At 72.4% G+C, this 26,740-nt stretch carries 25 protein-coding genes and 1 pseudogene; 10 read left to right on the forward strand and 16 right to left on the reverse strand.

Going from position 1 to position 26,740, the window contains the following annotated elements:
• The first annotated feature begins 186 nt into the window (after nt 1-186).
• The 4 genes from ACH4N1_RS13525 to ACH4N1_RS13540 all read left to right on the forward strand — a co-directional run bounded on the left by ACH4N1_RS13525 (nt 187) and on the right by ACH4N1_RS13540 (nt 4,472).
• Nucleotides 187-1,638: a WGR domain-containing protein gene (locus ACH4N1_RS13525; protein ID WP_398096958.1), complete on the forward strand. Its 1,452-nt coding sequence runs from the start codon at nt 187-189 to the stop codon at nt 1,636-1,638.
• Nucleotides 1,639-1,762: 124 nt separating this feature from the next.
• Complete coding sequence (locus ACH4N1_RS13530; protein ID WP_398097132.1) at nt 1,763-2,017, forward strand: hypothetical protein; 255 nt, start codon at nt 1,763-1,765, stop codon at nt 2,015-2,017.
• A 393-nt stretch (nt 2,018-2,410) separates the two neighbouring features.
• Nucleotides 2,411-3,064, forward strand: coding sequence for a TetR/AcrR family transcriptional regulator (locus ACH4N1_RS13535; protein ID WP_398096960.1), 654 nt, complete (start codon nt 2,411-2,413; stop codon nt 3,062-3,064).
• A gap of 472 nt (nt 3,065-3,536) precedes the next feature.
• Entirely contained in the window at nt 3,537-4,472 is a 936-nt protein-coding gene (locus ACH4N1_RS13540; protein WP_398096961.1) for an alpha/beta hydrolase family protein, read from the forward strand.
• 215 nt (nt 4,473-4,687) lie between these two features.
• On the opposite strand, the gene ACH4N1_RS13545 is transcribed toward ACH4N1_RS13540, so the two are convergent.
• From ACH4N1_RS13545 to paaA, 14 genes are all read right to left on the reverse strand, one after another.
• A complete protein-coding gene (locus ACH4N1_RS13545; RefSeq protein WP_398096963.1) occupies nt 4,688-6,007 on the reverse strand; it encodes an FG-GAP repeat domain-containing protein in 1,320 nt (439 codons plus the stop codon).
• Nucleotides 6,008-6,186: 179 nt separating this feature from the next.
• Nucleotides 6,187-6,936 carry an NUDIX hydrolase gene (locus ACH4N1_RS13550; RefSeq protein WP_398096964.1) on the reverse strand — a complete coding sequence of 250 codons (750 nt, stop codon included), beginning with the start codon at nt 6,934-6,936 and terminating at the stop codon, nt 6,187-6,189.
• Between the two features lie 62 nt (nt 6,937-6,998).
• Nucleotides 6,999-9,752, reverse strand: coding sequence for a CHAT domain-containing protein (locus ACH4N1_RS13555; RefSeq protein ID WP_398096966.1), 2,754 nt, complete (start codon nt 9,750-9,752; stop codon nt 6,999-7,001).
• A 278-nt stretch (nt 9,753-10,030) separates the two neighbouring features.
• Nucleotides 10,031-11,527, reverse strand: coding sequence for a CATRA conflict system CASPASE/TPR repeat-associated protein (locus ACH4N1_RS13560; RefSeq protein WP_398096968.1), 1,497 nt, complete (start codon nt 11,525-11,527; stop codon nt 10,031-10,033).
• A 151-nt stretch (nt 11,528-11,678) separates the two neighbouring features.
• Nucleotides 11,679-12,017: a CATRA system-associated protein gene (locus ACH4N1_RS13565; RefSeq protein WP_398096969.1), complete on the reverse strand. Its 339-nt coding sequence runs from the start codon at nt 12,015-12,017 to the stop codon at nt 11,679-11,681.
• A gap of 219 nt (nt 12,018-12,236) precedes the next feature.
• Nucleotides 12,237-13,496 carry a kynureninase gene (locus ACH4N1_RS13570; protein WP_398096971.1) on the reverse strand — a complete coding sequence of 420 codons (1,260 nt, stop codon included), beginning with the start codon at nt 13,494-13,496 and terminating at the stop codon, nt 12,237-12,239.
• Nucleotides 13,493-14,341, reverse strand: a complete 849-nt coding sequence (locus ACH4N1_RS13575; RefSeq protein ID WP_398096972.1) for an alpha/beta hydrolase family protein — start codon at nt 14,339-14,341, stop codon at nt 13,493-13,495. The genes ACH4N1_RS13570 and ACH4N1_RS13575 overlap by 4 nt, the downstream gene beginning before the upstream one ends.
• Nucleotides 14,331-15,179: a tryptophan 2,3-dioxygenase gene (locus ACH4N1_RS13580; protein ID WP_398096974.1), complete on the reverse strand. Its 849-nt coding sequence runs from the start codon at nt 15,177-15,179 to the stop codon at nt 14,331-14,333. The genes ACH4N1_RS13575 and ACH4N1_RS13580 overlap by 11 nt, the downstream gene beginning before the upstream one ends.
• Before the next feature lie 90 nt (nt 15,180-15,269).
• Nucleotides 15,270-16,061: an SDR family oxidoreductase gene (locus ACH4N1_RS13585; RefSeq protein ID WP_398096975.1), complete on the reverse strand. Its 792-nt coding sequence runs from the start codon at nt 16,059-16,061 to the stop codon at nt 15,270-15,272.
• A 78-nt stretch (nt 16,062-16,139) separates the two neighbouring features.
• Nucleotides 16,140-17,234 carry a 2Fe-2S iron-sulfur cluster-binding protein gene (locus ACH4N1_RS13590; RefSeq protein WP_398097114.1) on the reverse strand — a complete coding sequence of 365 codons (1,095 nt, stop codon included), beginning with the start codon at nt 17,232-17,234 and terminating at the stop codon, nt 16,140-16,142.
• 149 nt (nt 17,235-17,383) lie between these two features.
• Nucleotides 17,384-17,899, reverse strand: a complete 516-nt coding sequence (paaD, locus tag ACH4N1_RS13595) for a 1,2-phenylacetyl-CoA epoxidase subunit PaaD (RefSeq protein WP_398097116.1) — start codon at nt 17,897-17,899, stop codon at nt 17,384-17,386.
• Nucleotides 17,893-18,750 carry a 1,2-phenylacetyl-CoA epoxidase subunit PaaC gene (paaC, locus tag ACH4N1_RS13600; RefSeq protein ID WP_398097118.1) on the reverse strand — a complete coding sequence of 286 codons (858 nt, stop codon included), beginning with the start codon at nt 18,748-18,750 and terminating at the stop codon, nt 17,893-17,895. The genes paaD and paaC overlap by 7 nt, the downstream gene beginning before the upstream one ends.
• A complete protein-coding gene (locus ACH4N1_RS13605) occupies nt 18,734-19,045 on the reverse strand; it encodes a 1,2-phenylacetyl-CoA epoxidase subunit B (protein ID WP_363092287.1) in 312 nt (103 codons plus the stop codon). Before ACH4N1_RS13605 ends, paaC begins: the two co-directional genes overlap by 17 nt.
• Nucleotides 19,042-20,133: a 1,2-phenylacetyl-CoA epoxidase subunit PaaA gene (gene paaA / locus ACH4N1_RS13610; protein WP_398097119.1), complete on the reverse strand. Its 1,092-nt coding sequence runs from the start codon at nt 20,131-20,133 to the stop codon at nt 19,042-19,044. Before paaA ends, ACH4N1_RS13605 begins: the two co-directional genes overlap by 4 nt.
• Nucleotides 20,134-20,469: 336 nt before the next feature.
• On the opposite strand from paaA, the gene ACH4N1_RS13615 reads away from it, so the two are divergent.
• Nucleotides 20,470-20,730: an acyl carrier protein gene (locus tag ACH4N1_RS13615; RefSeq protein ID WP_366061989.1), complete on the forward strand. Its 261-nt coding sequence runs from the start codon at nt 20,470-20,472 to the stop codon at nt 20,728-20,730.
• A complete protein-coding gene (locus ACH4N1_RS13620) occupies nt 20,730-22,214 on the forward strand; it encodes a class I adenylate-forming enzyme family protein (RefSeq protein WP_398097120.1) in 1,485 nt (494 codons plus the stop codon). Before ACH4N1_RS13615 ends, ACH4N1_RS13620 begins: the two co-directional genes overlap by 1 nt.
• 167 nt (nt 22,215-22,381) lie before the next feature.
• On the opposite strand, the pseudogene ACH4N1_RS13625 reads toward ACH4N1_RS13620, so the two are convergent.
• A pseudogene (locus tag ACH4N1_RS13625) lies at nt 22,382-22,651 on the reverse strand (helix-turn-helix domain-containing protein); the annotation flags it as partial.
• A 374-nt stretch (nt 22,652-23,025) separates the two neighbouring features.
• Here ACH4N1_RS13625 and ACH4N1_RS13630 point away from each other — a divergent pair.
• The 4 genes from ACH4N1_RS13630 to ACH4N1_RS13645 all read left to right on the forward strand — a co-directional run bounded on the left by ACH4N1_RS13630 (nt 23,026) and on the right by ACH4N1_RS13645 (nt 26,176).
• Nucleotides 23,026-23,499 carry a cyclophilin-like fold protein gene (locus ACH4N1_RS13630; RefSeq protein ID WP_398097121.1) on the forward strand — a complete coding sequence of 158 codons (474 nt, stop codon included), beginning with the start codon at nt 23,026-23,028 and terminating at the stop codon, nt 23,497-23,499.
• A 62-nt stretch (nt 23,500-23,561) separates the two neighbouring features.
• Nucleotides 23,562-24,815, forward strand: coding sequence for an MFS transporter (locus tag ACH4N1_RS13635; RefSeq protein WP_398096977.1), 1,254 nt, complete (start codon nt 23,562-23,564; stop codon nt 24,813-24,815).
• Nucleotides 24,816-25,005: 190 nt separating this feature from the next.
• Nucleotides 25,006-25,773, forward strand: coding sequence for an SDR family NAD(P)-dependent oxidoreductase (locus ACH4N1_RS13640; RefSeq protein ID WP_398096978.1), 768 nt, complete (start codon nt 25,006-25,008; stop codon nt 25,771-25,773).
• Nucleotides 25,774-25,831: 58 nt separating this feature from the next.
• Nucleotides 25,832-26,176: a carboxymuconolactone decarboxylase family protein gene (locus ACH4N1_RS13645; protein ID WP_398097122.1), complete on the forward strand. Its 345-nt coding sequence runs from the start codon at nt 25,832-25,834 to the stop codon at nt 26,174-26,176.
• A 305-nt stretch (nt 26,177-26,481) separates the two neighbouring features.
• Here ACH4N1_RS13645 and ACH4N1_RS13650 read toward each other — a convergent pair whose 3' ends face one another.
• Entirely contained in the window at nt 26,482-26,676 is a 195-nt protein-coding gene (locus ACH4N1_RS13650; protein ID WP_366060308.1) for an antitoxin, read from the reverse strand.
• Nucleotides 26,677-26,740 lie beyond the last annotated feature (64 nt).

Below are 26,740 nucleotides of genomic sequence, written 5' to 3' on the forward strand. Positions count from 1 at the left end.
GGAGTCCCCGGTGTGGAGAGTGACCCACGGCGGAACGGCGCGCGTCAAGCACATGGGGAGCGCCTGCCGGGGCGTCGACGCGGGGCGATTGTCAGTGGGCGGGGCGATTGTCAGTGGCTCCTCCTACGGTGTGAGCAGTGGGACCCGCTGGAAAGGCCAGGGGTCCGCTGTGGGGAGGGGTGTGCCATGTCTGCCGGGTCCGCGGGGTCGACGACGTATCTGGAGTTGTCGCAGGAGGGTGACGGTGCGCACAAGTTCTACGAAGTGACCGTCGACGGGCAGGTGGTGACGGTGCGCTACGGGCGGATCGGCGCCGGCGGACAGACTCAGACGACGACGTTCCCCACGGCGGAGAAAGCGCGCGCCGCGGCCGCGAAGAAGGTCGGCGAGAAGGTCCGCAGGGGGTACGCCCCGGCCGTTCCGGGGCAGCGTGCCCCGCGCGCGGTGACCCGGCGTCAGGTGGTCTCGGCCCCGTCCACCGCGCGCGCCGTCGCCCCCGTGCTGTGGCGGTTCGCCACCGGCTCCTCGGCGTTCGGCATCCACATCGACGGCGAGAGCTGCTGGGTCGGCAACCAGGCGGGCGACGTGTACACCCTGGACCACGACGGCAACACGCTGGCCCGTTTCAGCCTGCCGGACGGCGTGAAGTGCCTGGTGGCCGACGACTTCTGGATCTATGCCGGCTGTGACGACGGCAAGGTGTACGACCTGTCCTCCAAACTGCCCTTCGCCGCCTACGACATCGCGGCGGACGTCGACATCTTCTGGCTCGACATCCACGAGGGCGTCCTGGACGTCTCCGACCGCGAGGGCCGGCTCACCGTCATCGACCACGAGGACGAGCACCAGTGGTCCCGCCGCAGCCAGGGCGAGCACGCCTGGATGGTCCGCGCCGACGACCAGGCCGTCTACCACGGCCACCACCGGGGCGTCACGGCCTACGCGCCGGACGGCGGCCGGGAACTGTGGCACACGTCCACGCGGGGCGGTGTCCTGTTCGGCTGGCAGGAGGACGACGTCGTGTACGCGGGCACCGCCCACAAGGTGGTCCAGCGGCTGTCGAAGCGGACCGGCGCGATCGAGGCCACGTACGCGTGCGACAGCGCGGTGTACTCGTGCGCCACCTCACCCGGCGGGCAGTTCGTCTTCGCGGGCGACGCGGCCTCGTCCGTCTACTGCTTCGACCAGGACGGCACACGCCTGTGGAAGCTCGGCACCGGCGGCGGTTCCGCGCTGTCGATGCAGTACCGCGACGAGCGGCTGTACCTGGTGACCACGGACGGTTCGCTGGTGTGCGTGGACGCGAGCGAGGCGGCCGTCTCCGCGGCGCAGCAGGGCACGGTGCCGGTGGCGCGGGACGTCAAGCTCGCCGCGGCCCTGCCGACCTACGAGCCGGCCACGGCCGCGGGCGCGGTGGCCACCGTCACCCGGGCCCCGGCGGGGGCGGTCGTCGTGGAGTGCGTCAGCGAGGCGGGGCGCGTCCGGGTGCACGTGGTGTCCGAGGGGTACGACCCGGCACTGAACGTCCAGTTCCCGCGCGCGATACGGGAGCCCGGAGCGCGCTACGTCGTGGACGCCCTGCACACGGCGGCAGGCGGCTTCTACCGGGTCCGCGGCGACATCCGACGGCTGCTGTGACGCCTCCTGCACGGGGAGGTCCGTGCGCGACGCCCCTGAAGGCGGGGCGTGCGTGGACTCGTGGCGCCCATGCGGTCGAGGTTCGCCGGTACGGCGCCAGAGGGCGGACAGGGGGCGCGACGGTGTGCAAAGTGGATCACGAGGCCGCGGCGCCGGCCGCGGCCTCGGCCCTGACGGCGGCCCACCCGACGGCGTCCTCCACGACGACTTCGGCCGCGCACTCGCCCCCACCACCGCCTCGGACACCATCGGCGCGGTCCGCGACCTGCTCGACACCTTCGGCACCGGTGTGGACGACGGCATCGCCGTCCTCGCCGTCCACGTGCCCCGCCCCACCCGTGAAGAGCAGCGGTGGCCAAACAGCCGACCGGCCCGGTGAAGGCAGCCGGGTGGCGGCGTCGGCGGCCGAAGCCGCCGGTTCGGGTCTGTCGGGAACAGGGAACGAGACGTCGACCGCCAGGGCACTCGCGTCCAGGTCACCGCCCCTGGAGCGGTGATCCCAGGCCGATCGCCGCAGGTGGCCGTCTCCGCGAAAGCGCATGTGCGGCAAGACCGCACCCGTCCCGGCCGATCCCGCCCCGCGACGGCTTCACGGCGGGGGCGGGACCGGTCCTCGGCGGTGCGACGTCACCCGGACGGGCCGAAGTCAGTAACAGCCATACCTGTCAGGGCCGTTGACTTGGGGCGAGGGGCACCTTCACCATGACCGGGCGGTCACATGACCGTCCGGTCACATGAAGGCATGACCGTCCGGTCAGATGAAGGAGTGTCCATGCCCACTCCCACCTGGACCCGGCTGTCGCCCGCCCGCCGCGAGCGGGTCCTGGTCGCGGCGATGGACGAGTTCGGCACCCACGGCTACTCCACGGGCAGCCTGAACGTCATCGCCCGCGAAGCCGGGGTCGCCAAGGGTTCCCTGTTCCAGTACTTCTCCGGAAAGCTGGACCTTTTCTCCTATGTGGCCGAGCAGACCTCGCTGCGCGTCTACGCGCACATGCGGCCCTGGCTCGACGGCTACGACGGGACCGGTGCCTTCGCCACGCATCTCGTCGACGCGCTGGAGGCCTGGCTCGAGTACTTCGCCGGGCAGCCGCTGGAGCGCGGGGTGGCCGCCGCCACCAACATGGAGATGGACCCGGCGGTTCGCGACGCGGTCAGACAACCCGTGAACGCCATGTACCTGGCCGGTCTCCGCCCTCTCCTGGAACGCGCCGTCAGCGCTGGGGACCTGCGCAAGGACGCCGACCTGGACGCGCTGCTGTCGCTCCTTGTGGTGCTCCTGCCGCACCTGGCGCTCCTCGCGCACGTCCCGACACCGAACAGCCCCGTGCAGCTCACCGGAGTCGACCCTCAGGTCCGGCGCGAGAATCTCGAACGTCTCGTCATCCCGCTGCTCGCCGAGTTCCAAGCGCGAGACGACCGATGACGAAAACCGGCCGCGAGAGCGTCGTCCCCCTGCCGGGCGCGGCGTACCGGCCGGCCGCCGGCCCGGCCCGCTCGGCCGCCGTGGCCCTCCGGCCGGCCGCACGCTGCGCGGTTTCACCCCGCGCTTCGGGCGTGGGCGTCCCGGCGACCGGTGGCCGCGGGGGGCGGGACCCGCCGCGCCCCCTCGCGCCCCCTCGCGACCAGCCGATCCAGAGCCGCCCAGCTGTTCGCATCGCGCCCCGTCGGCGGGTACGGACCAGTCCCGGTCCGGCCGGGTTCGCTCCGGGTCCGGCGCGATTCTCAGCTCGGTGAGCTTTCCCCCGTACACCGCGGGCTCACGGGTGTGCCCGCGGTGGAGTGGGTCCGGCCCCGGAGCCCCAGGGTCCCAAGGCTCCAGAACCCCAGAACCCCCGGACACCACGGAGACGTACCACCGGAAATCACTGTTTCCTCCCCACAGAAAAGGTGATCTCGTGTTCCGTACACTCCTGCGGTCCTTGACCGCGCTGCTGCTGTGCGCGGCAGCCGCCCTCTCCCTCGCACCGGCCGCCCACGCGTCGGAGGCGGCGGCCCCGGTCCGGGCCGCGGACCCCTCCACCACGGGGTCGTTCCCCGTCGCCTACACCGATCTCACCGTCTCCGCCTCGGGCCGCTCGTTCAGCGCACGTGTCTGGTACCCCGGCACGACGGCCGGGGCGAACGCGCCGGTCGCCGCCGGCGCCCACCCCGGCCTCGCCTTCGGACACGGCTTCTTCCAGGCCATCACCCAGTACGAGAGCCTGCTCAAGCACTACGCCTCCTGGGGCGTCATCACCGTCGCGCCCAAGTCCCAGGGCGGTCTCCTCCCCAGCCACTCGGCGTTCGCCGACGATCTGAACGCGGCGCTCACCTGGCTCACCACCCAGAACAGCACCACCGGCTCACGGTTCGCGGGTGCGGTCAGCACCGGCCGGCTCGCCGTCTCGGGGCACTCCATGGGCGGTGGCGCGGCCTTGCTCGCCGCGAGCCGGAACGCGGCCGTCAAGTCCGTCTCCACCCTGGCTGCGGCGGAGACCAACCCCTCGGCCGTCAGCGCCTCCGGCACGCTGAGCATCCCCGTCCAGTACGTCGGTGGCAGCGCCGACAGCATCGCCGGCGTGGCGGGCAACCAGCAGAAGATGTACGACGCCAAGCCGTCCGCCACTCAGCTGCGCGTCATCACCGGTGGGTTCCACTGCGGATTCGAGGACAGCTCCGGCATCGGCTGTGACAGCGGGACCATCACCCGCGCCGCCCAGCTGAAACTGACCTACGGCGTCACGACCGCCTGGCTGCTCCACACGCTCGGCGTCGACTCCTCCCTGTACGACCAGGTGTGGGGTTCCGCGGCCCAGAACCTGGCCGGTGTCGTGTACTCCGCGAAGCCCTGAACGCTCCGGCGCACGACGGCGGCAGTTCGGCGACGACCGTGCCGGCTGAACGCGGAGCGGCCGTGACGGTTCGGAGCACACCGGCAGGATGAGTACGCCGCCGGGCGGGCGGCCGGGGAAAGCCTCGTGGCCGCCCGCCCGGTCACCGGCCCGGCGACGGTGATCCGCCCGCGGTTCCGTGCCCGCCGTGCCCGTGGGGACGGCGGGCACGGAACTCAGCTTCGGGACCAGACCACGACGCTGTCGGACTCGAACACGGTGAAGACGGCCTCGTTGCGCGGGGGCCGGCTGCGGTCGAGATCGGTGACCACGGCGCCTCCCGCCTGACCGGCGGCGGTGGCGAGAACACGGGTGTCGAAGGTGTGGTCGTCCTTCTGCTCCAGCCAGAACAGCCGGTCGTCACCGTCACCGGAGACCAGCAGGTCGATGTCACGGTCCCCGTCCAGGTCACCGCTGCCGAACACGCCGGGCGCGGCTTGACCTGCCCGGCCGCGCGAGACGATGCCCGTCGACAGGGGGGTCGTGCCCCACCGGGAACGCGGGTCGGCCGGCACCGAGAACGCGACCACCTGGGAGGTCGGGTCGGTCGAGCCCGGCGGGAAGACGGTGTTGGTGTGATTGGAGCCGACCCAGACGGTACGGCCGTCGCCGTACAGGTTCCGCACGGGCCGCAGCTGGATCGCTCTGCCCTGCGTGGTGTCGATGACGTGCGGCGTGAAGCTGCCGAACGGGCGGTCCGTGTCCGGCGCCGTGGTGCGCTCCAGCCACATGAACGCGGCTCCCGGCTCGAAGTACTGCGCGGAGGCCACGTCGAGATCACCGTCGGAGTCGACGTCCGCCACGACGGGGAGGGCACCGCCGCCGGCCGCGAGGTCGACCGGCTCCCGGCTGAAGCGTTCGGGCCCGTCGACGCCCCGGAACACCTGGATCCAGGCGTTGGCCGGAGGCCGGCCCTCGATCCTGGTGACGGGCTGCAAGGACTCGCCGACGGTCACCAGATCCTTGCGGCCGTCCTCGTCGAAGTCCACGAGGACGGCGCGGTGGTAGAAGAGGGGGGAGCTGCCCGGCGTCACGATGTCGTGGCGCTTCCAGACTCCGTCGGCACGGTGTTCCCACCAGGTGAGGGATCCGCACGGAGTGGTGCAGCCGATGAACCCGCCCGGGACCACGATGTCACGGTCTCCGTCGCGGTCGACGTCGGCCACTGCCGGTTCGTTGGGGAAGGGGATCGCGGCGTCGGTGTCGAACACCAGCCGCTTCGACCAGGTGCCGAGGTCTCGTCCGCTCTGCCGGTAGACGGCGAGGGCACCGGCCGCCGGAGGGATCGGCGGGCCTCCCGGAACGGCCTGGAAGCGGCCGAACCCCGTGGCCACGATTTCCTGACGGCCGTCTCCTTCGACGTCCCCCGCGACGGCGAAGGCCGCGCCCGGCAGGGAGGCGTCGACCGTGTGCGGGGACAACGACGCCACCGCGGGAGGAGCCGGTGACGCGTCGGCGGGGACAGCGCCGTGGAGCGAGGCAAGGGCGATGATCATTGCCGTTCCCGAGCGTGTCAGCCCTGACAAGGCGCCTCCTCTGAGAGTCATGTACATGACATTCTAGGAATCGGTGCTCCCCCCGGGAAAGGGGGCACGGCCAGACCGGTCATGCCCCCTTGCCGACGTGATCACGAACCGGACATCGCGCGACCGCGCCGAAGCCCCGATGCCGTGCTTCAGTCCTCGTCCGCCTTCAGCAGTCCCTGGGCCATGGCCAGCGCGTACGCGGACAGGGTGTAGGCGTCGGAGATCCGACGACCGGCGACCATGGAGCGGAACTCGCCCTGCGACACGGCCTCGTAGCCGTCGATCCCCTCGGCCCTGGCCCCCCGGGCGGGACCGTCCGCCAGCTGCGCCGCGTCGATGTGCGCGAGGTACAGGTGGTCCGTTCCCACACGGAGGCCGGTGTCGGAGGACATCTCTCCGAGATACGTGAGATTCCCGATGTGGACGCCCAGTTCCTCCTGGAGTTCCCGGGCGGCCGTACCGGAGCCGTCCTCGCCCGGATCCCCGAATCCGCGGGGGATCTCGCAGTGCCAGTCGCGGTCCGCGTGGCGGAAGTGGCGCAGCAGGACGACGCGTCCGTCGGCGAGGAGGGGGAGCACCGCGGCTCCCCCGGACGCGGACGCGGGCAGGATGCGGACGTACGTGCCCAGCCTGCCGTCCGCGAACCGCACGGCGTCACGTACGAGGGAGAAATAGGCGTCGCGGTAGACGACGCCGATGTCCCCGACGCTGTCGGGCAGTCCGGCCGCTGCCGCCGCCCGTGACACCTCGTCGGACGCCCGGTCCTGCTCGGCACGGTCGAGGAGAATCGTGAAGGCGGCGCCGGGCGGATTCAGGAAGAGTTCCGGGCGACGCTCACGCAGCGCCTCGTAATCCGCGAGTGCCGCCTGTCTCCTGGCGGCCCGCTCGTGAGCACTCATGGTTTCTCCTGTGTCTGCGCGCCCCCGTCCGGACCGCTGAGGCGGCGCCCGACGCAGGCTGGTCATAGGTACAGAGCGAGAGGAAGACGATCGACTCGTGCCTCCACCGACGTGAACGTCTCCATGCTCTCCCGGTAGTGGTCGTGCAACACCTGGACCACGTCGAAGACCCCGGTGGACGACGACCCCAGAACCTCCCGGCTCCCGCGCAGCAGCGCACCCACCGTCGAGACCATCGCCGAGTTGTGCACCGACCACAAGGGCACGCCGATGGCGCCGGCACCGCTGATGATCAGAGAACGCATGAACCCCAGAACGTCACCGCCGTCGGAGCGCATGCCCTGTCCGGCCAGGCAGGCGCCCAGCACGGTGAGCTTGTTCCTCGGCAGGCTGACGCGCAGAGCGAGGTCGAACTGGGACAGCATGTCCGTCTTTCCCAGATAGATCAGCGGACCCGACACCTCGGGCTCGTCGACGTACAGACCGTGGCCGGCGTACACGAAGAACTCCGGCTTGACCGAGACGAGTTGCTCGAGTCCGTCCCAGTCCGCGTCGAAGGCGCCCCGGACCTCACCCACCTTGCCGGCCACATGGACATGGGCGGGGTGCCAGCCGGCTTCCACGATCTCCTCGCCCGTCGCCTGGTCGTCGGTCGACAGCAGTGCCGCGAGGTCGTCGTCGTCCTCCATGAGCTGCTTCTTGAGCAGATGCCGACCACGGGTGACGAAGGCGGCGACGCTCACCGAGTGCGAAAGCGGGACCCGGGCGGCGAGCGGCCGGTTGTCGTCCGGCTCGGTGGCGACGTGCAGGGGGATCGCGAAAATGTCGTCGGTCGGGATCAGGGTGAGGTGGGTCAGCGGGCCGCCGCGGTTGGCACTCTCCCAGACCGGACCGACGAGAAGGTTCCACATGCGCCGACAGGTCTCCTCCTTCGGCGCCGGGAAATCCGGATCGCGAAGGTCTGTGAAGACCTGTCGCGCGAGATCGGTCACTTCCGCGTAGGGAAGGGGAGGCAGCAGCGTCATCACCCCGTCCCGGCAGACCATGATGCCGAGGGAGTCGGGCGCGGGCGTCTCCTCGCCGTCCAGCACCGCGTCGGACGTGCCGAACCGGAAGTACCGCACGACACAGGAGCCCTGATGGTTGAGGGTGTACTGCACCAACTGGTGAGCGATGTCCTCGTCGTGCGTCGCCGACGTCAGCGGGTGGTGGAGGAAGTGGTCCTCGTACTGCTGCGCCCGCTCGACGAGCATCTCCCTCATCTCCCTCATCGTCTCCGGGTCGGGGGCCTGGGCCCGCAGGGCCGGCAGACGGCTTCCCCACGTGCGCTCCTCGGTCCCCCCGGTCCTCTCGGTCTCCCCGGTCCTCTCGGTCTCGCCGGTTTCCGCTGTCTGGTCGGTCTCGGCACGGGTGGGCAGCGGGTGGGCGGGGCGGTCCAGGACCGGCGGGCGGGACGAGGCGAGCAGGTCCAGGAGCTCCCGGCCCGAGGACTCCTCCACCAGGGACACGATCCTCTCCAGGTCCTCCTGCCGGTGGACGTCCCGGGACACCTCCTTGCCGATGGCGCGCAGATACGCGGGCCTCACGTGCTCGGCGTAGGCGCGTTTGTACACGGGCAGGGCGATCGCTTCGCGCACCGACTCCGCCATCGCCAGCCGGCGGTCCAGGACATCGCCCGGACGGTCGGACGCAGGAAGGGCGGCGGCCGTTTCCCGGTAGGCGCGCACGGTGTACGCGTAGAAGTCGACGTCGAGCCCGGCGCGGCGGCCCTTACCGGCCGCGTCGTCCTCCAACTCGTCCAGAAGCCGTCCCAGCTCGGCCAGACCGTGGCGGCCACCGCCGAGCTTCGCGAGGTTCTGGCGGGCGATCCGCCGGCCGCGCTCCCACCCCGGCCGTTCGCGTTCCCCCGTGCCGCGCCCGATGTCCCGCAGGGCCTCGAAGCGCTCCCGGGGGCGGTCGCCGCAGAAAGCCTGGTTCATGAGCGACTGTGACACCCGGTAGGTGTCGTCCAGGCCCTCGGAGATGGCCTTGGAGCGTGCGGTGACCCGCAGCGACCGCTGGATGTCACCGGCCTGCCGCAGTGCGGTGGCGAGGTTGTGCAGGGCGTTGGAGTAGCCGCGCAGGAACTCCCGGTGCCTCAGGGGGGTCGACTCGTCGGGAACGGCTTCGGTGTCGACACCGTGCTCGTCCGCCTGCCCCAGGATCCGGTCGTGCATCTCCTGCATCGGCGGGACGAACTCGTCGACCTTTGTGCCGCCGTCCTTCTCCCGCGCGGCCTGGGCGCGTTCCTCGAACTCCGCGCGGGTGTAGTTGCTGAGCAGGTCGGGCAGGGCCCACCACAACCGGGCCCTCTCGGCCACCTGCACCGCCGTTTCGAAGACACGGCGGGAGGCGGTGTAGCTGCCCAGGCGGTAGCGGATCCGGCCGACTCCGTCGTACCAACGCGCGAGGGCGTAGTGGGGGAAGACGTCGGCGGGGTCCAGGGTGCCGTCGGTGTGCCGTGCCATCAGCCGTTCCGCGTCCGGCTGCGATTCCTCGATCAGTTGCAGCGCCGAGAGCAACTCGTAGTCGACGTCGGCCTGGACGATCTCGCACCAGTGGGCACCGACCCGGCGGGCGATGCCCCGCGTGCCCGCCGCCGGGTTCTTGGCGTGCGCTCGAGCCAGTCGCAGCATGCCGGTGGCGTCCGCCTGACGCATCGGGGCGTCGAAGTCGACGTCGAACCTCATGATCAGATCCTCGACGTCCAGTGCCTCGACGAAGGCCCTGATCGTGGAGCTGGGGTCCTGCGGGTGGTGTCCGTTGGACTGGGACATACGGAGGCTCCTCGGTGGTTCCGTCGGGTTCGGGGCTCCGGGACCGCGGTGTCCGGTCGGGCGGTGCCGCGGGCGGATGGGGAAGGCGGGAGATCTAGTGCCGCGGCAGGCGACGTTCGCCCCGTCGCGACGCCCGGCACGCTCCCCCGGAGGGGGGACCCCCACTCGCCGCACCGGACGGAAGCCCGAGTACGTCCCGTACGAGGACTTCCGGCCGGCACGCCGAGAACACGTACCGGACGCCGCTCCTCGACGGGCAGACGTCGCCTGCCGCGGCACTAGCTCCGCCGGGTCAGGACGTACGTCCCGAGGAACGTGGTCAGACCGGTCAGGAGGGCGGCGGAGATCGTCCACGCGGCGGTGGGCGGCTCCCCTCCCCCGCTGATCCCCCAGCCGGTGGCGGCAAGCCACCCCAGGGCGGCGCCGAACAGTCCCGCGGCGCCCGAGTCGAGCCACCTGTACCGCCGTGTCGCCGGCGAGGCGCCCGCCAGGCGCAGCACGGCCAGGGGCAGGGCGAGGGCGAGCGCGGACACGGCGGCGATGACCGGAGACTGGAGCGCTTTGCGCATCGGCACCTCGTACTGCATCGCCTGCACCGCCGTCAGCGCGGTGAGGACAGCACCCAGGACGGATGTCTGAATGAGCGTCAGCCACCCTCGGTGACGTGCCAGTTCGCGCTCGACGAGCGCCGAGACCGCGGTACGGACGCCTTCCGCCCGCTCACGCACGGCCTCCAGGTGCAAGCGGTCATCCTCCACCTGCCTGATGAGCCATTCGCCCTCGGCGAGATCCGTCACGGTCCAGGAGGTTCCTTTGCCGCGCCGTCGCGTGTCGGGTGTGTGCAGGCGCATGTTGGCGACGGCGAGGGAGAGGCTGCGGCTCAGCTGGCGCTGCCGGGTGATCGTCCACAGCAGCCCCTGGGGACGGAACTGCGCCTCGTCCACGAGAGCCGACGCCTTCAGGACGCGCTCCAGAGGCACGGGATGCCGCGTCGTGTACTCCAGCTCCCGCAGGAGTCGCGTCGTTCGCTCGTCGCTCTCGTCGAGCGGCGTGTTCGATGCGCCCGAAGCCTCGTACCTCAGGTGCTGGTAGCGGATCTTCGAGAGCTGGAGCAGATAGCGGGCGAGGGGTCTCAGTCCGTGCCGGCCCTCGACGGCCCAGGCCCACTCGTCGAGGGCGGCCTCCTGGCGGGCCGGTGCGAGGACGTAGAGGTCGGTCACGGCTTCCGGTGCGCCGGTGGTGTCGGACCGCCACACGGCGAACCCTTGCTCGGTGCGGTCGAAGCCGGTCCACCAGGCTTCACTTCCCGGCCGGGGCGCGTGCCGGTGTACGAGGTCGCACATGTCGCGGTCCCCGAGGCCGAGCCCGCGGTCGTAGAGAGCCTCGAACACCCGGAACTCGCCGAGCATCCCCCACGACGGTGCCGGCCCGTGCGCGGCCGCCACCGCCGCGTTCCACTCGGCGTCGAGGTCGCTCCACTGGGTGAGGTCCCTCGTCGTGTCGTTGGGCGCGAGCAGGGCGACGACACCGACGACGTCATGGTCGGCGAAGGCGAAGGCGGAGTAGAGGGAGTCGCCCGCCGTCCGCTCCGCGGCCGCCAGCAGGGTCAATTCCGAGGTGGCCGAGCGGGCCAAGCCGAAATCGATGCGATCCGCGGGAGCCGAGACCCCTGGAATCGGCTCGGTCATGCCCAGCGAACGACATGCCCGCCACAGGGATGCGAGATACTCTCGCGAATTGTTTTCGATTTCCGAATCAGTCGGCGCGAATGCCATCACGAGCAAAGCCGACTTGGTGATTCCGCTCACGCCGCGTAGCCCACTTCCCGGGATTCCGGAAGAAAGGAGGGGTGAAGACAGCACAGTGGTTTTTCCGAGGAACGTCTCTACTCGGCCGTGTCGCACACAGACGGCCGGAAACGGTCCCTCATGCGGGCGTTCCTCGATCCTCCCGGCCGTCCCGGGACCGGTCCGCCGGACTGCGCACGTCGACGGTCAGCCGTTCGATCAGGTGGTTCCGCTGTTCCCGCTGGTGCGGCGGGATCGGGGTCCGCCCCGCACCCAACCGGGCCTGCGCCCGGCGGGCCGCGCCTGCCCGCTCCAACGGTTCGAGCCGGGCGAGGACGTGGATGGTCTTGATGTCGTCCTCTTCGGCGAGCACGGCCTCGAGACTGTCCAGGACATCGCCCACGGTGTCCCACTGCTGTGGGGTGAGCTGCCAGTCCTTGATCCCCTTGAGTCGCTCGATGATCTGCTGCGGCGTCATGAAGTCCTCCCCCGGCCGCGTTTAGCCGCATGCTCGTTCGCATGCATCCCCCGCGTCAACGCAGCTATTCGGATCCTAACGCCAACGGCTCCTTACCACGTCGGGGATTCTCAAAATATCTTGGTCGGTCCGCTTCCGCAGCGGTCGATCGAGACGTGCGTCCGTGGGCGCGCCGTCGCGGCTCCCGGTGCCGCACCGCGCCCGGTGCGGCCGGAGTCCTCAGGTGACCGGCCCCGCGGCCGGCGGCGTCGGGTCGTAGGCGGCCTCGTGGGCGATGTCGCGCAGGCATGTCGCGGCCGTGAGCAGGTCCTGGTGGGTGGTGTAGAGGGCGTTGACGCCGAAGCGGAGAAGGTCGGGCGCGCGCATGTCGGCGATCACCCCGCGGCGGGCGAGGGCGAGGGTCAGCCCGTGGGCGTGGGGGTGGCGCAGGGTGACCTGGCTGCCGCGGCGGCCGGGCTCGGCCGGGGTGACGGGGGTGAAGCCCTCGGGCGTGAGGAGTTCCTCCGCGCAGCGCAGGAAGAAGCCCGTCAGCGACAGGCTCTTGCGGCGGACCTCGGTCATGTCGACGCCGTCGAAGGCGGTGAGGGCCGCTTCGAGGGCGAGCAGGGACAGGATCGGCGGGGTGCCGATGCGGGCGCGGGCGATGCCCGGGGCGGGGGTGTAGTCCCTGCCCAGACCGAACGGGTCGGCGTGACCGGTCCAGCCGGGCAGCGGCGTCTCGAGCGACGCGTGGTGGCGGCGTGCCACGTACAGGAAGGCGGGTGCGCCGGGGCCGCCGGAGAGGAACTTGTAGCCGCAGCCGACGGCCAGGTCCACGCCGAGGGCGTCGACGTCGAGGGGCAGGGCTCCGGCCGCGTGGCACAGGTCCCACAGCGCGAGGGCGCCGGCCTCGTGGGCGGCCCGGGTCAGCGCCCGCATGTCGTGCAGTTCGCCGGTGCGGAAGTCGACGGGCGAGTAGCTGACGACGGCGACCCGGGCGCCGTCGGTCCCGAGGAACTCCGGCAGGTCGGCCGGGGGGACCCGGCACACCTCGAGGTGCCGGCGGCGGGCGACCGCGTCGGCCAGGTAGCGGTCGGTCGGGAAGTGTCCGGGGTCGGTGACCAGCAGGGGCCGGTCCGGGCGGAGCGTGGCGGCGGCCTCGAGCGCGGTGAACAACTGCACGCTGGTGGAGTCGCCCGCGACCGTCTGCCCCGGCGCGGCCCCGATGAGCGCGCCGACGGCGTCGCCCACCCGCAGGGGCGCCTCCCACCAGCCGTTGGCGTTCCAGGAGCCGATCAGGTCGGTGCCCCACTGGCGGGTCACCACGTCGGAGAGCACCGGCGGGACGGCGGCGGGCAGCGGGCCGAGGGAGTTGCCGTCGAGGTAGACGACGTCCGCCGGGAGCAGGAACCGCGTGCGGAGGGAGGCCAGAGGGTCGTCCGCGTCGCGCTGTGCGGCCAGTTCGCGCAGGGCGGTCGGGGCCGGGGGTGCGGTGGTCATCGGGGTGCGGCCTCCTCGTCCGCCCGGTCGGAGGGCCGCGGGGGGAACGCGGCCGCCATCTCCCGCAGGGTGTCGGCGACCGCGCGGGCGCCGGGTGCCCCCGGTTCGATGAGGGTGTAGTGGCCGGTGCCGGGCAGGACGACCGTCCTCAGGTCGCGGTGGACGGCCGCGTAGTCGCTGAACTGCGTGAGCGGGACCTCCTCGTCGACGGCGCCGTGCAGCAGCACGGTGGGCACCCCGGTCGTGCCGGCCCCGCGCAGCAGGGTCAGCGGGTCGACCTCGGGCAGCCAGCGGTCGAACGTCTCCTCGCCGCCCAGGAGTTGCAGGGCGGCTCCGTTGCTGAGGTCGTCGCGCCGGGTGGCGGTGAGGTCGGTGATCGGTGCGAGGGCGAGCACGCTCGTGGGCAGGGTGCGCGTGTGCCAGCGGGAGCCGGCGGGCAGCAGCCCGCGGGCGGCGCACCACAGGGCCAGGTGGCCGCCGGAGCAGTGGCCGGCCAGGACGTAGGGCCGTCCCTGGGGCAGGGTGTCCACGATCCGGGCGACGTCGTCGAAGGTCTCGGGGCAGCCGCCCGCACCGCCGGAGCGGCGGAAGCCGGGGAGCAGGACGTGGAAGCCCTGCTGGGCGAGGTGGGCCGCGAAGGGGGTGAGGTGCATCCGGTCGTAGCGCCAGTAGCCGCCGTGCAGCAGGACGACCAGCGGCGCGTCGGGATCGTCGGCGGGCCAGGCGTCGTAGGACTGGTGCGGGTGGTCGCCGTAGCGGCCGTGCACCGGTGCCAGCACCGGCTTCAGGCTGAGGACCCGTTCCTCCTCCTCGGCCGCGAAGGCGGAGATGATCCTAGACGTCACCGCGCACCTCCCACAGTTCGGGGAAGACCGGGCGGGCCGCGCGCTTCTCCAGCCAGGCCAGGCCGGCGGAGCCCGCGCTGCCCGGCTTCGAGCCCATGGCGCGGCGCACCACCAGGACGTGCTCGAACCGCCAGCGGGTGACCAGTTCGGCGATGTCGGTGAGCAGTTCGCCCAGCGCGAGGTGGGGGTGGTGCTGCGGTCCCGCGTAGACGTGCCGCCAGACCTGCGTCACCGCGGGGTCGGAGGCGTACGGGCGGGTGACGTCCCGCTCGCGGACGCTCCGCGGCACGGGCAGGCCCTGCCGGTGCAGGAAGGCGAGCACCTCGTCGTACAGGGACGGTTCGCGGTAGGTGTCCCCGAGTGCCTCGTGGACGGCCGGGTCGCCCTGGTGGGCGCGCAGCATCCCGGCGGACTTGTCGCCGAGGAGGAACTCCATGTGCCGGTACATCGCCGACTGGAAGCCGGAAGCCCGGCCGAACGCGGCCCGGAAGCCGTTGAACTGGGCGGGGGTCAGCGCGGCGATGGGTGCCCAGGCGCCGTTGAGGGCGGTCAGCGCCCGGCGGCTGCGCACCAGGGCGTCCGTGGCCGCGCGCAGGTCGTCCTTGGCGAGGGCCACGCGTGCGGTGCGCCACTCGTGCACGATCAGGGTGAACCACAGCTCCATCACCTGGGTGGTGACGAGGAAGGCCATCTCGTCCGGGGCTTCGGTGAGCGGGTGCTGCAGCGAGTTGAGGACGGACGCGTGGACGTACGTGTCGTAGGGGCTCGCGCCCGGGAAGGGCTGGGTCGGGGAGTCGTCCGTCACCGGCTCGGCGAGCGCGGACGTGCTGTCGTTCATCGCAACTCCTGGAGGGGCGGCCGACGGACGGCCGGGGTGGTGGACCCGTCGGCGAGGGGGACACCGGGCTGGGGGTGCCGGGCCGTGGTGTCACACGCCGAGGTGGGCACCGCCGGAGGCGTCGATCCACTGACCGGTCACCCAGCGGGCGTCGTCGCTCGTGACGAAGGAGACGACGTCGGCGATGTCCGCCGGGTCGCCGAGCCGGCCGAACACGGAGGCCTCGGAGTACCGGCGGCGGATCTCCGGGATGCCGAGCGTGGGGTTGATCTCGGTCTCGGTGTAGCCGGGCGCCACGGCGTTGACCGTGATGCCGCGGGGGCCCAGCTCCTGGGCGAGGGAGAGGGTGAGGTAGTCGAGGGCGGCCTTGGTCATGGTGTACGAGACGATCGCGGGGAAGGCGACGCGGGTCGCCACGGAGGAGATGTTCACGATCCTGCCGCCGTCGCGCAGCCGCTCCAGGCCGCGCTGGATGATGAAGAACGGCGCCTTGGTGTTGATCGCGAAGACCCGGTCGAAGTCGGCCTCGGTGACGTCGGTGAGGGGACGCGGGACGGTGATGCCCGCGTTGTTGACGAGGATGTCGAGCCCGGTCGGCGCGTCCTGCCCGGCCTGGGCCCGGTCGGCCAGGGCCTGGTCGAAGGCCGACCACAGGGTGTCGGCGTCACCGGGCACCCCGAGTTCGGCGTGCACGGGGAAGGCGCGGCCGCCGTCGGCCTCGATCTCCTTGACCGTCCGTTCGGCGGCGGCCGGGTCGTGACCGTAGTGGACCGCGACCAGCGCGCCCTCGCGGGCGAGGCGGCGGCTGACGGCTCTGCCGATGCCCCGGCTGCCTCCGGTGACCAGGGCGGTCTTCCCCTCGTGGCGGGCGGTGGTGGTCAACGTGGTTCTCCTTCGCTCGGTGGTCGTACGGCGTCGTGGTGGGGCGTGGTGGCACGGCGGCCTGCCCGCCGGTGCGGTTCATGCGTCGAAGTCGAGGGTGACCTCGGGGGTGGTCGGCCGTGCCCGGCAGACGAGCGTGTAGCCGGCGGCGCGGTCGTTCCGGTCCAGGGCGTACTGGCCCTCCGCCGCCACCCGGCCGGACAGGACCTTCGCGCGGCAGCTGCCGCACACGCCTTCGCGGCAGGCGTACGGCACGTCGGGGTCCGCCCGCAGCAGCGCGTCGAGGATCGCCGTGTCCTGCGGCAGGACGGTGGTGACGCGCCGGCGCCCGTCGAGCAGGGCGGTGACGCGGGTCTCCCCCGCGCCCGGGACCGCCGCTGCCGTGCGGACGGGTGCGGCCGTGCGGACGGGTGCGGCCGTGTCCGGTGTTCGCCGTGACGTGCCGGGCGCCGTGAACAGCTCCCAGCGGACGAGGGCCGGGTCGGCTCCCCGGTCCGCCAGGACCTGCCGCGCGGTGCCGACCAGACCGGGCGGACCGCACAGGGCGAACACGGTGTCCGGGCCGGGCCGGGCGTCCGTCGCCGCGAGCAGACGGGCGAGGCTCCCGGCGTCGATCCGTGCGCCGGACGGGCCGTCGCCGTGGCCGCGGTCCTCGCGGGTGAGGACGTACAGGACGGTGAACCGGTCGAGGAACACGTCCTTGAGTTCGGCGAGTTCGTCGGCCAGCAGGGCGTCCGCGGAGGTGGGGACGGAGTGGACGAGGGAGACGCGGCAGGCCGGGTCGTGGCGCAGCGCGTGGGCGGCCATGGCGGCGAGCGGGGTGATGCCCGAGCCGCCGGCGAGGAGGACGTGATGGGCGCCGGGCAGGTCGGGCAGGGCGAAATCGCCGGTGGGCGGGGAGAGTTCGAGGCGGTCACCGGGTGCGAGACGGCTGGTGGCGTGGGCGCCGAAGCCGTCGGGTCCGCCCCGTTTGACGACCAGGCGGAGCGCCCGGGGGTCGTGGGGCGGCGGGCACACCGAATAGCTGCGGCGCAGTTCGCCGTCGGCGCGATGATGGCGGACGACGACGTGCTGGCCGGGCCGGTGGGCGAACACCTCGCGCAGCGCGGCCGGTACGTCCAGGCCGACGGCCACGGCGTCGGCGGTGAGACGGCGCACCTCGGTGACCTCCAGGCGGTGCCAGCCGGTGCGCGGGCGGGTGCCCCGGTGCTGGTCCCGGTCCCGGTTCTGACCCTGGCCCTGGCCCTGGTCCCGGTCCTCGTCACGGCCGTCGGGCGCCTCGCGGTGGGCGGTGGGCGGGGTGGCGGTGTTCACGGTCGGCCTCACAGCGCGGTCAGGTGGGGGAAGGGTTCGCGGCACGCCGTGCACCACATCACCGACTGGCACCGGGACGGTCCGAAGGGCAGGTGCGGCCGGGTGGCCCGCGAACCGCAGTGCGGGCAGGGCACCGCGCCCAGCTCGACCGGGACCGGTCCGGCGGGGGCCGGGGACACCGGCGGGGCGATGCCGTTCGCGGTGAGCCTGCGCCGTCCCTCGGGGGTGATGCGGTCCGTCGTCCAGGGCGGGGACAGGACCTGTCGTACGCGGCCGTCGGGGTGGCCGCAGGCGGTCAACACCTCCCGTACCGCGGAGGTGATCGCCGGAAGTGCGGGGCAGCCCAGGTAGGTGGGCGTGATCTCCACCTCCAGGACTCCGTCGGCGCCCGGGGCGACCGAGGCCACCACACCGAGGTCGCCCAGGCCGATCACCGGCAGCTCCGGGTCCGGGATGGCCTCCACCCGTTCGCGCACCTCGTGCAGCGGGGAGGGGGTCGTGGTCGGTGCCGGGCCGTTCACCAGGTGCCTCCGGGGAACTGCCGGTGCACCGACTGGAGTTCGGCGATGAGCGGGCCGAACTGCTCGGTGTGCAGGCCGGAGCGGCCGCCCCTGGCCGACCAGGGGGCCGTGGGCACGGTGAGTCCCGCGCCGGTGACGACGTCGGTGACGCGCCGTTCCCACGCGCCGCGCAGGCGTGCCGGTGAGGGCACCGTGCCGGCGGCGGCCAGGCGTCGGACCACGTCGTCCTCGTCGAAGAGTTCAGCGGTGTACGGCCACAGCCGCTCGAGGCCCCGTTGCATGCGGCGGGTGCTCTGCGGGGTGCCGCGTCCCAGCCGCAGGGTCCAGCGGTCCGCGTGCAGCCGGTGGAAGGCGACCTCCTTGGCGGCCCGGGCCCCGAAGGCGGCCAGTTCGGCGTCGGCGCAGCCCGCCAGCGCCTCGTAGTGGAGGACCGCGTAGTGCGTGTAGGCCAGCTGCCGGGCCACGGTCACCGCGAAGTCGTCGTTGGGCAGCTCGGTGAGCAGGGCGTTGGTGAACTGGCGCTCCGAGCGGGTGAAGGCGAGGTCGTCCTCGGTGCGGCCGGTCCCGTCGAGCTGTCCGCTGCGGGTGAGCAGGGTGCGGGCGTGACCGATCAGGTCCAGGGCGATGTTGGACAGCGCCAGGTCCTCCTCGACGGTCGGTGCGCGCGTGATCCACTGGCACAGGCGTTGCCCGAGGACGAGGGCGTCGTCGCCGAGGCGCAGCAGGTGCAGGGCGAGATCTGCGTCGGTGGGGGCTTCAGGGGCGGAGGAGGTGCCGTCGGCCGCCGCCGGAGCGGCACCGGCCGCGGCGGTCTCCGCAGCCGGTTCCGCGCGCGTGTCACTCGGCGTGGTCACCATCGGGCCCTTTCTCGGTCAGCGGTGCGAAGTGCTCGGGGTACCGGTACGGCTTGTGGCGGGCGGCGGCGAAGTAGGGGTCGCGTTCGTCCGGGGAGGCCGTGTGCACGGCGTCCGAGCGGACCACCCACAGCGACAGCGGGTCGCCGCGGCGGGCGTAGAGGTCACGGGCCAGCGCCAGCGCCGCGTCCGGGTCGGCCGCGCGCACCGATCCCGCGTGCTGGTGCGCCAGGCCCCGGCGGGTTCGCAGGAAGACCTCCCAGGACGCCGGTGCGCCCTCCCGGTCGCGGGTCATGCGTGCTCCTCCGTCCGCTGCGGGGCGGCGGCGCCGGACGGCGCCTCGTCCGTGCCGCCGCTCCCCGTCCGCTCTCCGGCGGGCGCTCCGGCCGGCGACGCGCCGGTGCCCGCTTCCGCTTCTGCTTCTGTTTCCGCCTCCGCCTCCGTGCGGGCGGCGTACGCGGCGGCCGCCTCCCGCACCCAGGCGCCGTCGTCGTGCGCGGCGGTCCGGTGCGCGATCCGCTGCCGCGCCCAGTGCGTGTCGTCGCCCAGCGCCTCGCGGTAGGTGTCCCAGTCGATCGGGGTGAAGTCGTAGTGGCCGCGCTCGTCGTTCCAGCGGATCGCCGGGTCGGGCAGCGTCAGGCCGAGGCGTTCGGCCTGCGGGACGCACGTGTCGACGAAGCGCTGGCGCAGTTCGTCGTTGGTGTGGCGCTTGATGCCCCAGGCCATCGCGCGGCGGGAGACCGCGGCCCCCAGCGCGGCCGTCCGCGCGTCGGCACCGCCGGCCTCGGTGTCGGGCGGACCGAACATCAGCGCGACGGCCGGCAGCCACCAGCGGTTCACCGCGTCCTGCGCCATCTCCTTCTGCTCCGGCGTCCCCTCGCACAGCGCGCGCATCAGGTCGTAGCCCTGCCGCACGTGGAAGGCCTCCTCCTGGCAGACGCGGCGCATCGCCCGGGCGTACGGCCCGTAGGACGTGCGGCACAGGGGCGCCTGGTTGATGACGGCGGCGCCGTCCGTCAGCCAGGCGATGGCCCCGGTGTCCGCCCAGGTCAGCGCGGGGTGGTTGAACGTGGCGGAGGCCCGCTGCTGTCCCCGGTGCAGGGCCTCCAGCAGGTCGGCGCGGTCCACGCCCAGCGTCTCGGCGGCCGAGTACAGGTACAGGCCGTGGCCGGCCTCGTCCTGGACCTTGGCGATGAGGACCGACTTGCGGTGCAGGGACGGGGCCCGGGTGAGCCAGGCGCCTTCGGGCTGCATGCCGATGATCTCGGAGTGGGCGTGCTGGGCGATCTGGCGGATCAGCATGCGGCGGTACCCGTCGGGCATCCAGTCGCGCGGTTCGATCGTCTCGCCGTCGGCGATGAGGGCGTCGAAGTGCGCGAGCAGCTCGTCCTGGTCCGCCGGTGCGGCTCCCCGGCCCGCGGACGCCGCTGTCGGGCCCGCGGGCGAGGCTCCCGGGGTCTCGGGCACCGCGGCCCGGACCGGTACCGGCTGCCTGGGCACTCGCATCACTCCCTCTCCGTCTCCGTCGTGCCGGAACACGTCTCTTCGTTGCGGTAAGAGGCCGGGCGCAGGCGTCGGCTATCCCTGCCGCACGCCGTTCGGGCGCGTGACAAAGCTCACGAGCGGGTCCGGGGAGTGGGACCGGCCGATTCCGCCTCTTGAGGGGGTGACAGTCGAGATCCGCACGGCGGCCGGCACGCCGGGGCGAAAGGGGAAACCATGAGCACCATCAGGGAGTTGCTGGTCGAACTCACCGGCACGACCGAGTACGCGGACACGGTGGGCGACGACGTCGACCTCGCGGCCAGCGGCATCGACTCCGGGGACCTGGTGCGTCTCGTCCTGCTCGTCGAGCAGCGGCTCGGCGTGGAGATCACCGCGGAGGACATGGAGAAGCTGCGCACGATCGGCGACTACGAGCGCTTCGTCTCCGAGCACTCCGCCGCCGGTGCCACCGGCGGTGCCACCGGCGGTGCGTGATGTGGCTGACACAGCTGCTGGAGCGCAACCGCCAGTGCTTTCCCGACCGGACGGCGCTGGTGGACGAGCAACGGAGCGTCACCTGGGCCGAGTTCCACGACCGGACGGCCGAACTGGCGCGCGGGCTGGCCGAACTGGGCATCGAACGCGGTGACCGGGTCGCCGTGCTCTCCAAGGACCGCGTCGAGGTCCTGGAGACGTACTTCGCGCTCGCCCGGCTCGGCGCGCTGTTCGTGCCGCTGAACCACAGCCTGGCCGTGCCCGAGGTCACCGGCATCGTCGAACGCGTCGGGGCGGTGGCCGTCCTCGGCGAGTCCGAACTGCTGGACCGGCACACCGAGCTGCCGGGATCGGTGCGGATACGGATGGCCTTCGACAAGCCCGCCTTCGCGGCGCTGGGCACCCTGGCCGCCGAGCGGGCCCTGCCCGCCGTGGCCGACACCGACCCGATCGCCGTACTGCACACCTCGGCGACCACCGGGCAGGCCAAGGGCGTCACCGTCGACAGCGGGTCCTTCCGGGCCATCGCCCTGGGCTGGCTGGTCATGGCCCGGCCCACCGACGACATCGTCATGGTCAACTGCTGTCCGCTCTACCACGGCAGCATGGTGGTGTCCCTGACCTACATGGCGGCCGGCGCCACGATCGTGCTGATGCCCGGTTTCACCCCGCAGCGGGCGCTCTCCGCGGTGGAGAGGCACCGCGCCACCCACCTGTGGATGGTGCCGCAGATGCTGCGCTTCATGCTGCAGGCCAAGGCGTCCCGCAGCACCGACCTGTCCTCCGTCCGGGAGATCCTGTACGGCGCCGCCCCGATGCCGCTCGACGTGTACGCCGACGCCGTCCAGCGGCTCGGCTGCGGTTTCCGGCAGGTGTACGGCATGACCGAGGTGGGCGGCCCGTTCGTGACCCTCGGCCCCGACGAGCACCCCGCTCCCGGGGACGTGACCGCCCGCATCCCGTGCGGGCGGGTCGTGCCGGGCATGTCGGCGCGCGCGGTGGACGAGGGCGGCCGGGATCTGCCGTGCGGCGAGATCGGCGAGATCGTCGTGCGCGGGCCCGGCCTCATGCAGGGCTACTGGAACGATCCGGAGGCCACCCGCGAGATCACCCTCGACGGCTGGATCAGGACCGGCGACCTGGGGTTCGTGGACGGGCAGGGCCGCGTCAGCCTCGTGGACCGCACGAAGGACGTCATCATCCGCGCAGGTCAGAACGTCTACCCCTCGGAGATCGAGCGTGCCCTGATGACCCACCCCGCGGTGCGGGACACCGCGGTCGTCGGGATGCCGGACGAGGACTACGGCGAGGTGCCCCTGGCGTACGTCGTCCTGGAGCCGGGCGCGGACGCGGGCCCGGCGGAGCTGCTGGCGCACGTGAAGGGGCTGCTCGCGCCGTACAAGCGGCCGCGACGCGTGGAGTTCATCGAGCAGGTGCCGCGCAATCCCGCGGGGAAGATCATCAAGAAGCTGCTGCGAGGGTGAGGACGCGCGGGCGCCTCGGCGCCGGGCGCACCGCGAGGACCGGGCCGGCCGGAACCGAAAGGGTTCCGGCCGGCCCGGTCCTTTCCCCGATTCCGGCGCCGAGGAGCCGGCCGCCGTGCTTGCCCTCGCGGGCCACGGTGTCGAGCCCTTCCGGCGTGGCTGTGTGGGCGACGTGGGTTCAGCAGGTGGGCGCGTTCGGCGTCGTCGAGCCGGAGCGTGCGGGCGAGGGCTTCGAGGACGGCAGGGGACACGCCGGTGAGGTTGCCGCGTTCGAGTTTGGCGTAGTACTCGACGCTCATGTCGGCCAGGGCGGCGACCTCGCTCCTGCGCAGACCGGGCACGCGTCGCCGGGGACCTGCGGGCAGTCCGGCCTGCTCGGGGGTGATCTTGGCTCGCCGCGAGGTGGGGAACTCACGGACCTCCGCACGGTTGTCCATGCCTTCGACGGTACGGCCTGCCCGGCGGCGGAGCGATGTACTGCCGGTACACCCCTTGTTGGTGCCTCGCTGACCGCGCCGGACGGGGGTTACCTGGATGACGTGGTGCTTTCCGCCCGGTCGTGCAGTCGGGCCGGCGGACAGCCCACGTCCGGTGCCGGGCGGCATTCACCGTCTGACCGGTCCGCCCCTGCACTCGGCGGCCGGCGATACACCCGTACCCCGGCCTCAGCACAAGGAGGACCCCCCTGATGCGCGGAGCAGTGATCCACGCCCCCGGCGACGTCCGCTTCGAGACCCTGGACGACCCGAAGATCCTCCCTCCCCGACGGACTCCGCTCCGCGCTGCCCCGGCCGCCGCCGTGCTGCTGGCCGTGACGGCCTGCGCCGGTGGGACGTCCTCGTCCTCCGCGCCGTCAACCGGCTCGGCGGCCTCGGCAGGGCTGCGGACGCCGTCGGCCCCCACCTCCACCACGACGTCCGGGAAGGCCACGACCATGGACATTCGCCTCACGATCGACGGCAGCCCGGTCGCCGCGACCCTCAACGACAGCGCGGCCGCCAACGACTTCGCGGCCCTCCTCCCGCTCACCCTGGACCTGAAGGACTTCCACCAGGCCGAGAAGACCGTCGATCTTCCTCGACGGCTGTCCACCTCCGGTGCCCCCGAGGGAGCCGCCCCCAAGGCCGGCGACCTCGGCTACTACGCACCCTGGGGCCAGCTGGTCCTCTACTACCGCGATGTCCCCCACGCCGACGGCATCGTCATCCTCGGCCACCTCGCCGACGACCGTGACATCGACCGGCTGGCCACCGCCTCCAGGACGACCGTCGAAGCCACCCGCTGACCGGCCCCGCACTGCTGCAGGCCCCTCCCGGCCTCCCATCCCGTCGAACAAGGACCACCCGCATGCCCACCGCCTCCAGGACCACTTCCGGCAAGCTGCCCTTTGTCGTGTGGGTGCTCGCCGCCGGCACGTTCCTGATGGGGACCACCGAATTCGTCATCGCCGGACTGCTTCCCGAGATCGCCTCCGACCTCGGCGTCGGTGTCTCCCACGCCGGCCTGCTGATCACGGCCTTCGCCATCGGCATGATCATCGGTGGGCCGGCCATGGCTCTGGCCACCCTGCGCCTGCCACAGCGCCACACCCTGACCGGCGCCCTGGCCGTCTTCGCCCTCGGCCACGTCGTCGCGGCGCTGAGCAGCTCCTTCACCGTCATCCTCACTGCCCGCGTCGTCACAGCCCTGGCCACCGGCGCGTTCTGGGCCGTCGGATTCGTCATCGCCACCGCCGCCGCGGGTCCTGGTGACTCCACCCGCGCGGTCGGCGTCATGATGGGCGGCCTGACCCTGGCGAACGTCATCGGTGTACCGATCGGCTCCTACGTCGGCCAGTACACCGGCTGGCGCGGCCCCTTCTGGGCCCTGGCCGTCCTGGCAGCCCTGGCCGCCGCGTCCGTCGGACGCTTCATCCCCCAGATGGAGCAGCGGGGCCAGATTTCCGTACGCGCCGAGATCGGTGCGCTGCGGCAGGGCCGGCTGTGGCCGGCGCTCGCCGCCGCGGTGCTGATCATGGGCGGAGTCCTGGCGACCTACACCTACATCACCCCGCTGCTCACCGGCCGCGCCGGCATCCCGGCCGGGGCCGTCCCGCTGGTCCTGATCGTCTTCGGACTCGGTGCTCTCGGCGGCACCGCCATCGGCGGCCGGCTCGGCGACCACCGCCCCATGGCAACCGCCATCACCGCCGCCGCGGTCACCGCCCTGGCCCTGCTCCTGCTGATCCCCCTGTCGACCGGCCCCGTCACGGCCGTCGCCCTGGTCTTCCTCATGGCCCTGGCCGGGTTCACGGTCAACCCCGTCGTCACCTCTTTCGCCGTCCGCGCCGCCGGCGACGCCCCTACCCTCACCTCGGCGCTGACCACCTCCGCCTACAACACCGGCATCGCCGCCGGATCCGCCCTCGCAGGCCGAGCCCTGAACACCTCGCTCGGCCTGACCGGGCCGGCCCTGGTCGGTGCCTTCTTCGCCACGCTCACCCTCCTGCCGCTCATGGCCCTCGCCCTCAGCGGCACCCGACGAGCCCGGATCGTGGCCCGGCGCACCGCCCCGGCCCCCGCACACGACGACACCACCGCGCGGGTGCCCTCACGGCACTGACCCACCTCCGGACCCGTCGTCCACGGCCCGCCTCTCGATGGGGGGACAGCGTGACCACCACCCACGACTTCCACGACAAGACCGCCTTCGTCACCGGCACCGCCCTCGTCGTCGACGGCGGCCGGACCACCTGAACCACCTGCCTCCCCACCCCACCCCGGCGTCGAAATCCCACGTGAGGAGTCCCCCCATGAACCCCACCTACGACTTCACCGGCCAGGTCGCCTTCGTCACCGGCGCTTCCTCCGGCATGGGCCTGGCCGCCGCCCGCGCCTTCGCCGAAGCGGGCGCCGCCGTCACCCTCGCCGACATCGACGAGACAGCCGTGAACCATGCGGCGAAGGAGCTCACCGACGCGGGCCACCAGGCCCTCGCCCTGGTCTGCGACGTCACCGACGAGGACCAGGTCGCCGCCGCCGTCGACCGCACGGTGGAGACCTTCGGACGGCTCGACATGGCCTACAACAACGCCGGAATCATGCCTCCGCCCACCGACGCCGCCGACGAGAGCGCCGAGCAGTTCGACCGCGTCCAGGGCATCAACCTGCGCGGCATCTGGGCGAGCATGAAACACGAACTGCGCCACATGCGCGCCCAGGGCAGCGGTTCAGTCGTCAACTGCTCCTCCCTCGGCGGCCTCGTCGGCAACCCCGGCCGCGCCGCCTACCACGCCTCCAAGCACGGCGTCATCGGCCTGACCAAGAGCGCCGCCCTCGAATACGGGCCGCGCGGTGTGCGCGTCAACGCCGTCTGCCCCGGCACCATCAGCACCCCCATGGTCGACGCCATGGTCGACGGCGGAGAACTCGACCGCGACCAGGCCGAAACGGGCCAGGCCATCCACCGGCTCGGCACCGCCGACGAGATCGCCCAGGCCGTCCTGTGGCTGTGCAGCCCCGGCGCAAGCTACGTCACCGGCATCGCCCTGCCCGTCGACGGCGGCTACACCGCCCAATGACCCGGGCCCGCAGAGCACTCCCCCCTTCATCCCCACCGCACCACACATGAGCAGGAGCATGACACCGCAGCAGTCCGCAGCGCAGCAGCTCGTCGGCGACGTCACGCCGAAGCTGGCCGAGCTGACCGACGACGTTCTCTTCGGCGACGTCTGGGAGCGTCCTGGCCTGTCCAAGCGGGATCGCAGCCTGGTCACCGTGACCGCCCTGGTGGCGCTGTACCGCACCGACCAGATCGGCTTCCACCTGCGAACCGCGCTGAAGAACGGACTCACCGGGGAGGAGCTGGTGGAGGCCGTCACGCACCTGGCCTTCTACGCCGGACGGCCCAACGCCATGACCGCCGCCATCCTCCTGAAGGACGTCCTCGCCGAAACCGACACCGACACCCCGTCCCAGGACTGACCCTCCGGCGCCTCGCGCAAGCCGTTGTGCCCATCGCACGTCCTCGGGGTACACCCGTGTCGGAGATCCTCGAGAAGCCCGAAACCGTCAAGGGCCCGGCCGGGTGGTTCACCGGCGATCTCCCTCTCCCGCACAGGGCACAGCGTCGACAGCAGTGCGCACCGGACTTGTCACTTCACTTGTCACTTCGCCGTAGCTTCGGGAGAACAGGGTCGGCGCCCCGGGCCGAGCACGCGATCGCAGGACGGCCGCACGCTGCCGGCCCCCGGCGTGGTGCGCCGGGGGCCGACAGCCGAACAGGAGGGTCAGCGCTCCGTCGGACCGCTGTCCCGGTAGGTACGACGTGCCGCGTCGGCGGCCTTGTCGGTCTGGGCGTCGTACTTGTTCCCCGTCCGCTCGTCGGCCATCCGCTCGGCGCTCGTCACTCCCTTGTCGGCCTGGTCCGGGTGGCCCTTGGCCATTTCCTTGGCCTTCTTCGCCATGTCGCCCAGCTTGCCCATGGGGTACCTCCCGCGATAGCGCGTGCGTCGTACCCGGCCGCGAGTACCCCGCGTGCCCGAGGCG

This window comes from Streptomyces sp. NPDC017202, from assembly GCF_044331705.1.
Classification (GTDB): domain Bacteria; phylum Actinomycetota; class Actinomycetes; order Streptomycetales; family Streptomycetaceae; genus Streptomyces.

What these genes read in the sequence shown, in the direction of transcription:
- ACH4N1_RS13525 (WP_398096958.1), top strand. Translation starts at nt 187, where the DNA reads ATGTCTGCCGGGTCCGCGGGGTCGACGACGTATCTGGAGTTGTCGCAG.
- ACH4N1_RS13535 (WP_398096960.1), top strand. Translation starts at nt 2,411, where the DNA reads ATGCCCACTCCCACCTGGACCCGGCTGTCGCCCGCCCGCCGCGAGCGG.
- ACH4N1_RS13545 (WP_398096963.1), bottom strand. Translation starts at nt 6,007, where the DNA reads ATGATCATCGCCCTTGCCTCGCTCCACGGCGCTGTCCCCGCCGACGCG.
- ACH4N1_RS13550 (WP_398096964.1), bottom strand. Translation starts at nt 6,936, where the DNA reads ATGAGTGCTCACGAGCGGGCCGCCAGGAGACAGGCGGCACTCGCGGAT.
- ACH4N1_RS13555 (WP_398096966.1), bottom strand. Translation starts at nt 9,752, where the DNA reads ATGTCCCAGTCCAACGGACACCACCCGCAGGACCCCAGCTCCACGATC.
- ACH4N1_RS13560 (WP_398096968.1), bottom strand. Translation starts at nt 11,527, where the DNA reads ATGGCATTCGCGCCGACTGATTCGGAAATCGAAAACAATTCGCGAGAG.
- ACH4N1_RS13565 (WP_398096969.1), bottom strand. Translation starts at nt 12,017, where the DNA reads ATGACGCCGCAGCAGATCATCGAGCGACTCAAGGGGATCAAGGACTGG.
- ACH4N1_RS13570 (WP_398096971.1), bottom strand. Translation starts at nt 13,496, where the DNA reads ATGACCACCGCACCCCCGGCCCCGACCGCCCTGCGCGAACTGGCCGCA.
- ACH4N1_RS13580 (WP_398096974.1), bottom strand. Translation starts at nt 15,179, where the DNA reads ATGAACGACAGCACGTCCGCGCTCGCCGAGCCGGTGACGGACGACTCC.
- ACH4N1_RS13605 (WP_363092287.1), bottom strand. Translation starts at nt 19,045, where the DNA reads ATGACCCGCGACCGGGAGGGCGCACCGGCGTCCTGGGAGGTCTTCCTG.
- ACH4N1_RS13615 (WP_366061989.1), top strand. Translation starts at nt 20,470, where the DNA reads ATGAGCACCATCAGGGAGTTGCTGGTCGAACTCACCGGCACGACCGAG.
- ACH4N1_RS13620 (WP_398097120.1), top strand. Translation starts at nt 20,730, where the DNA reads ATGTGGCTGACACAGCTGCTGGAGCGCAACCGCCAGTGCTTTCCCGAC.
- ACH4N1_RS13635 (WP_398096977.1), top strand. Translation starts at nt 23,562, where the DNA reads ATGCCCACCGCCTCCAGGACCACTTCCGGCAAGCTGCCCTTTGTCGTG.
- ACH4N1_RS13640 (WP_398096978.1), top strand. Translation starts at nt 25,006, where the DNA reads ATGAACCCCACCTACGACTTCACCGGCCAGGTCGCCTTCGTCACCGGC.
- ACH4N1_RS13645 (WP_398097122.1), top strand. Translation starts at nt 25,832, where the DNA reads ATGACACCGCAGCAGTCCGCAGCGCAGCAGCTCGTCGGCGACGTCACG.
- ACH4N1_RS13650 (WP_366060308.1), bottom strand. Translation starts at nt 26,676, where the DNA reads ATGGGCAAGCTGGGCGACATGGCGAAGAAGGCCAAGGAAATGGCCAAG.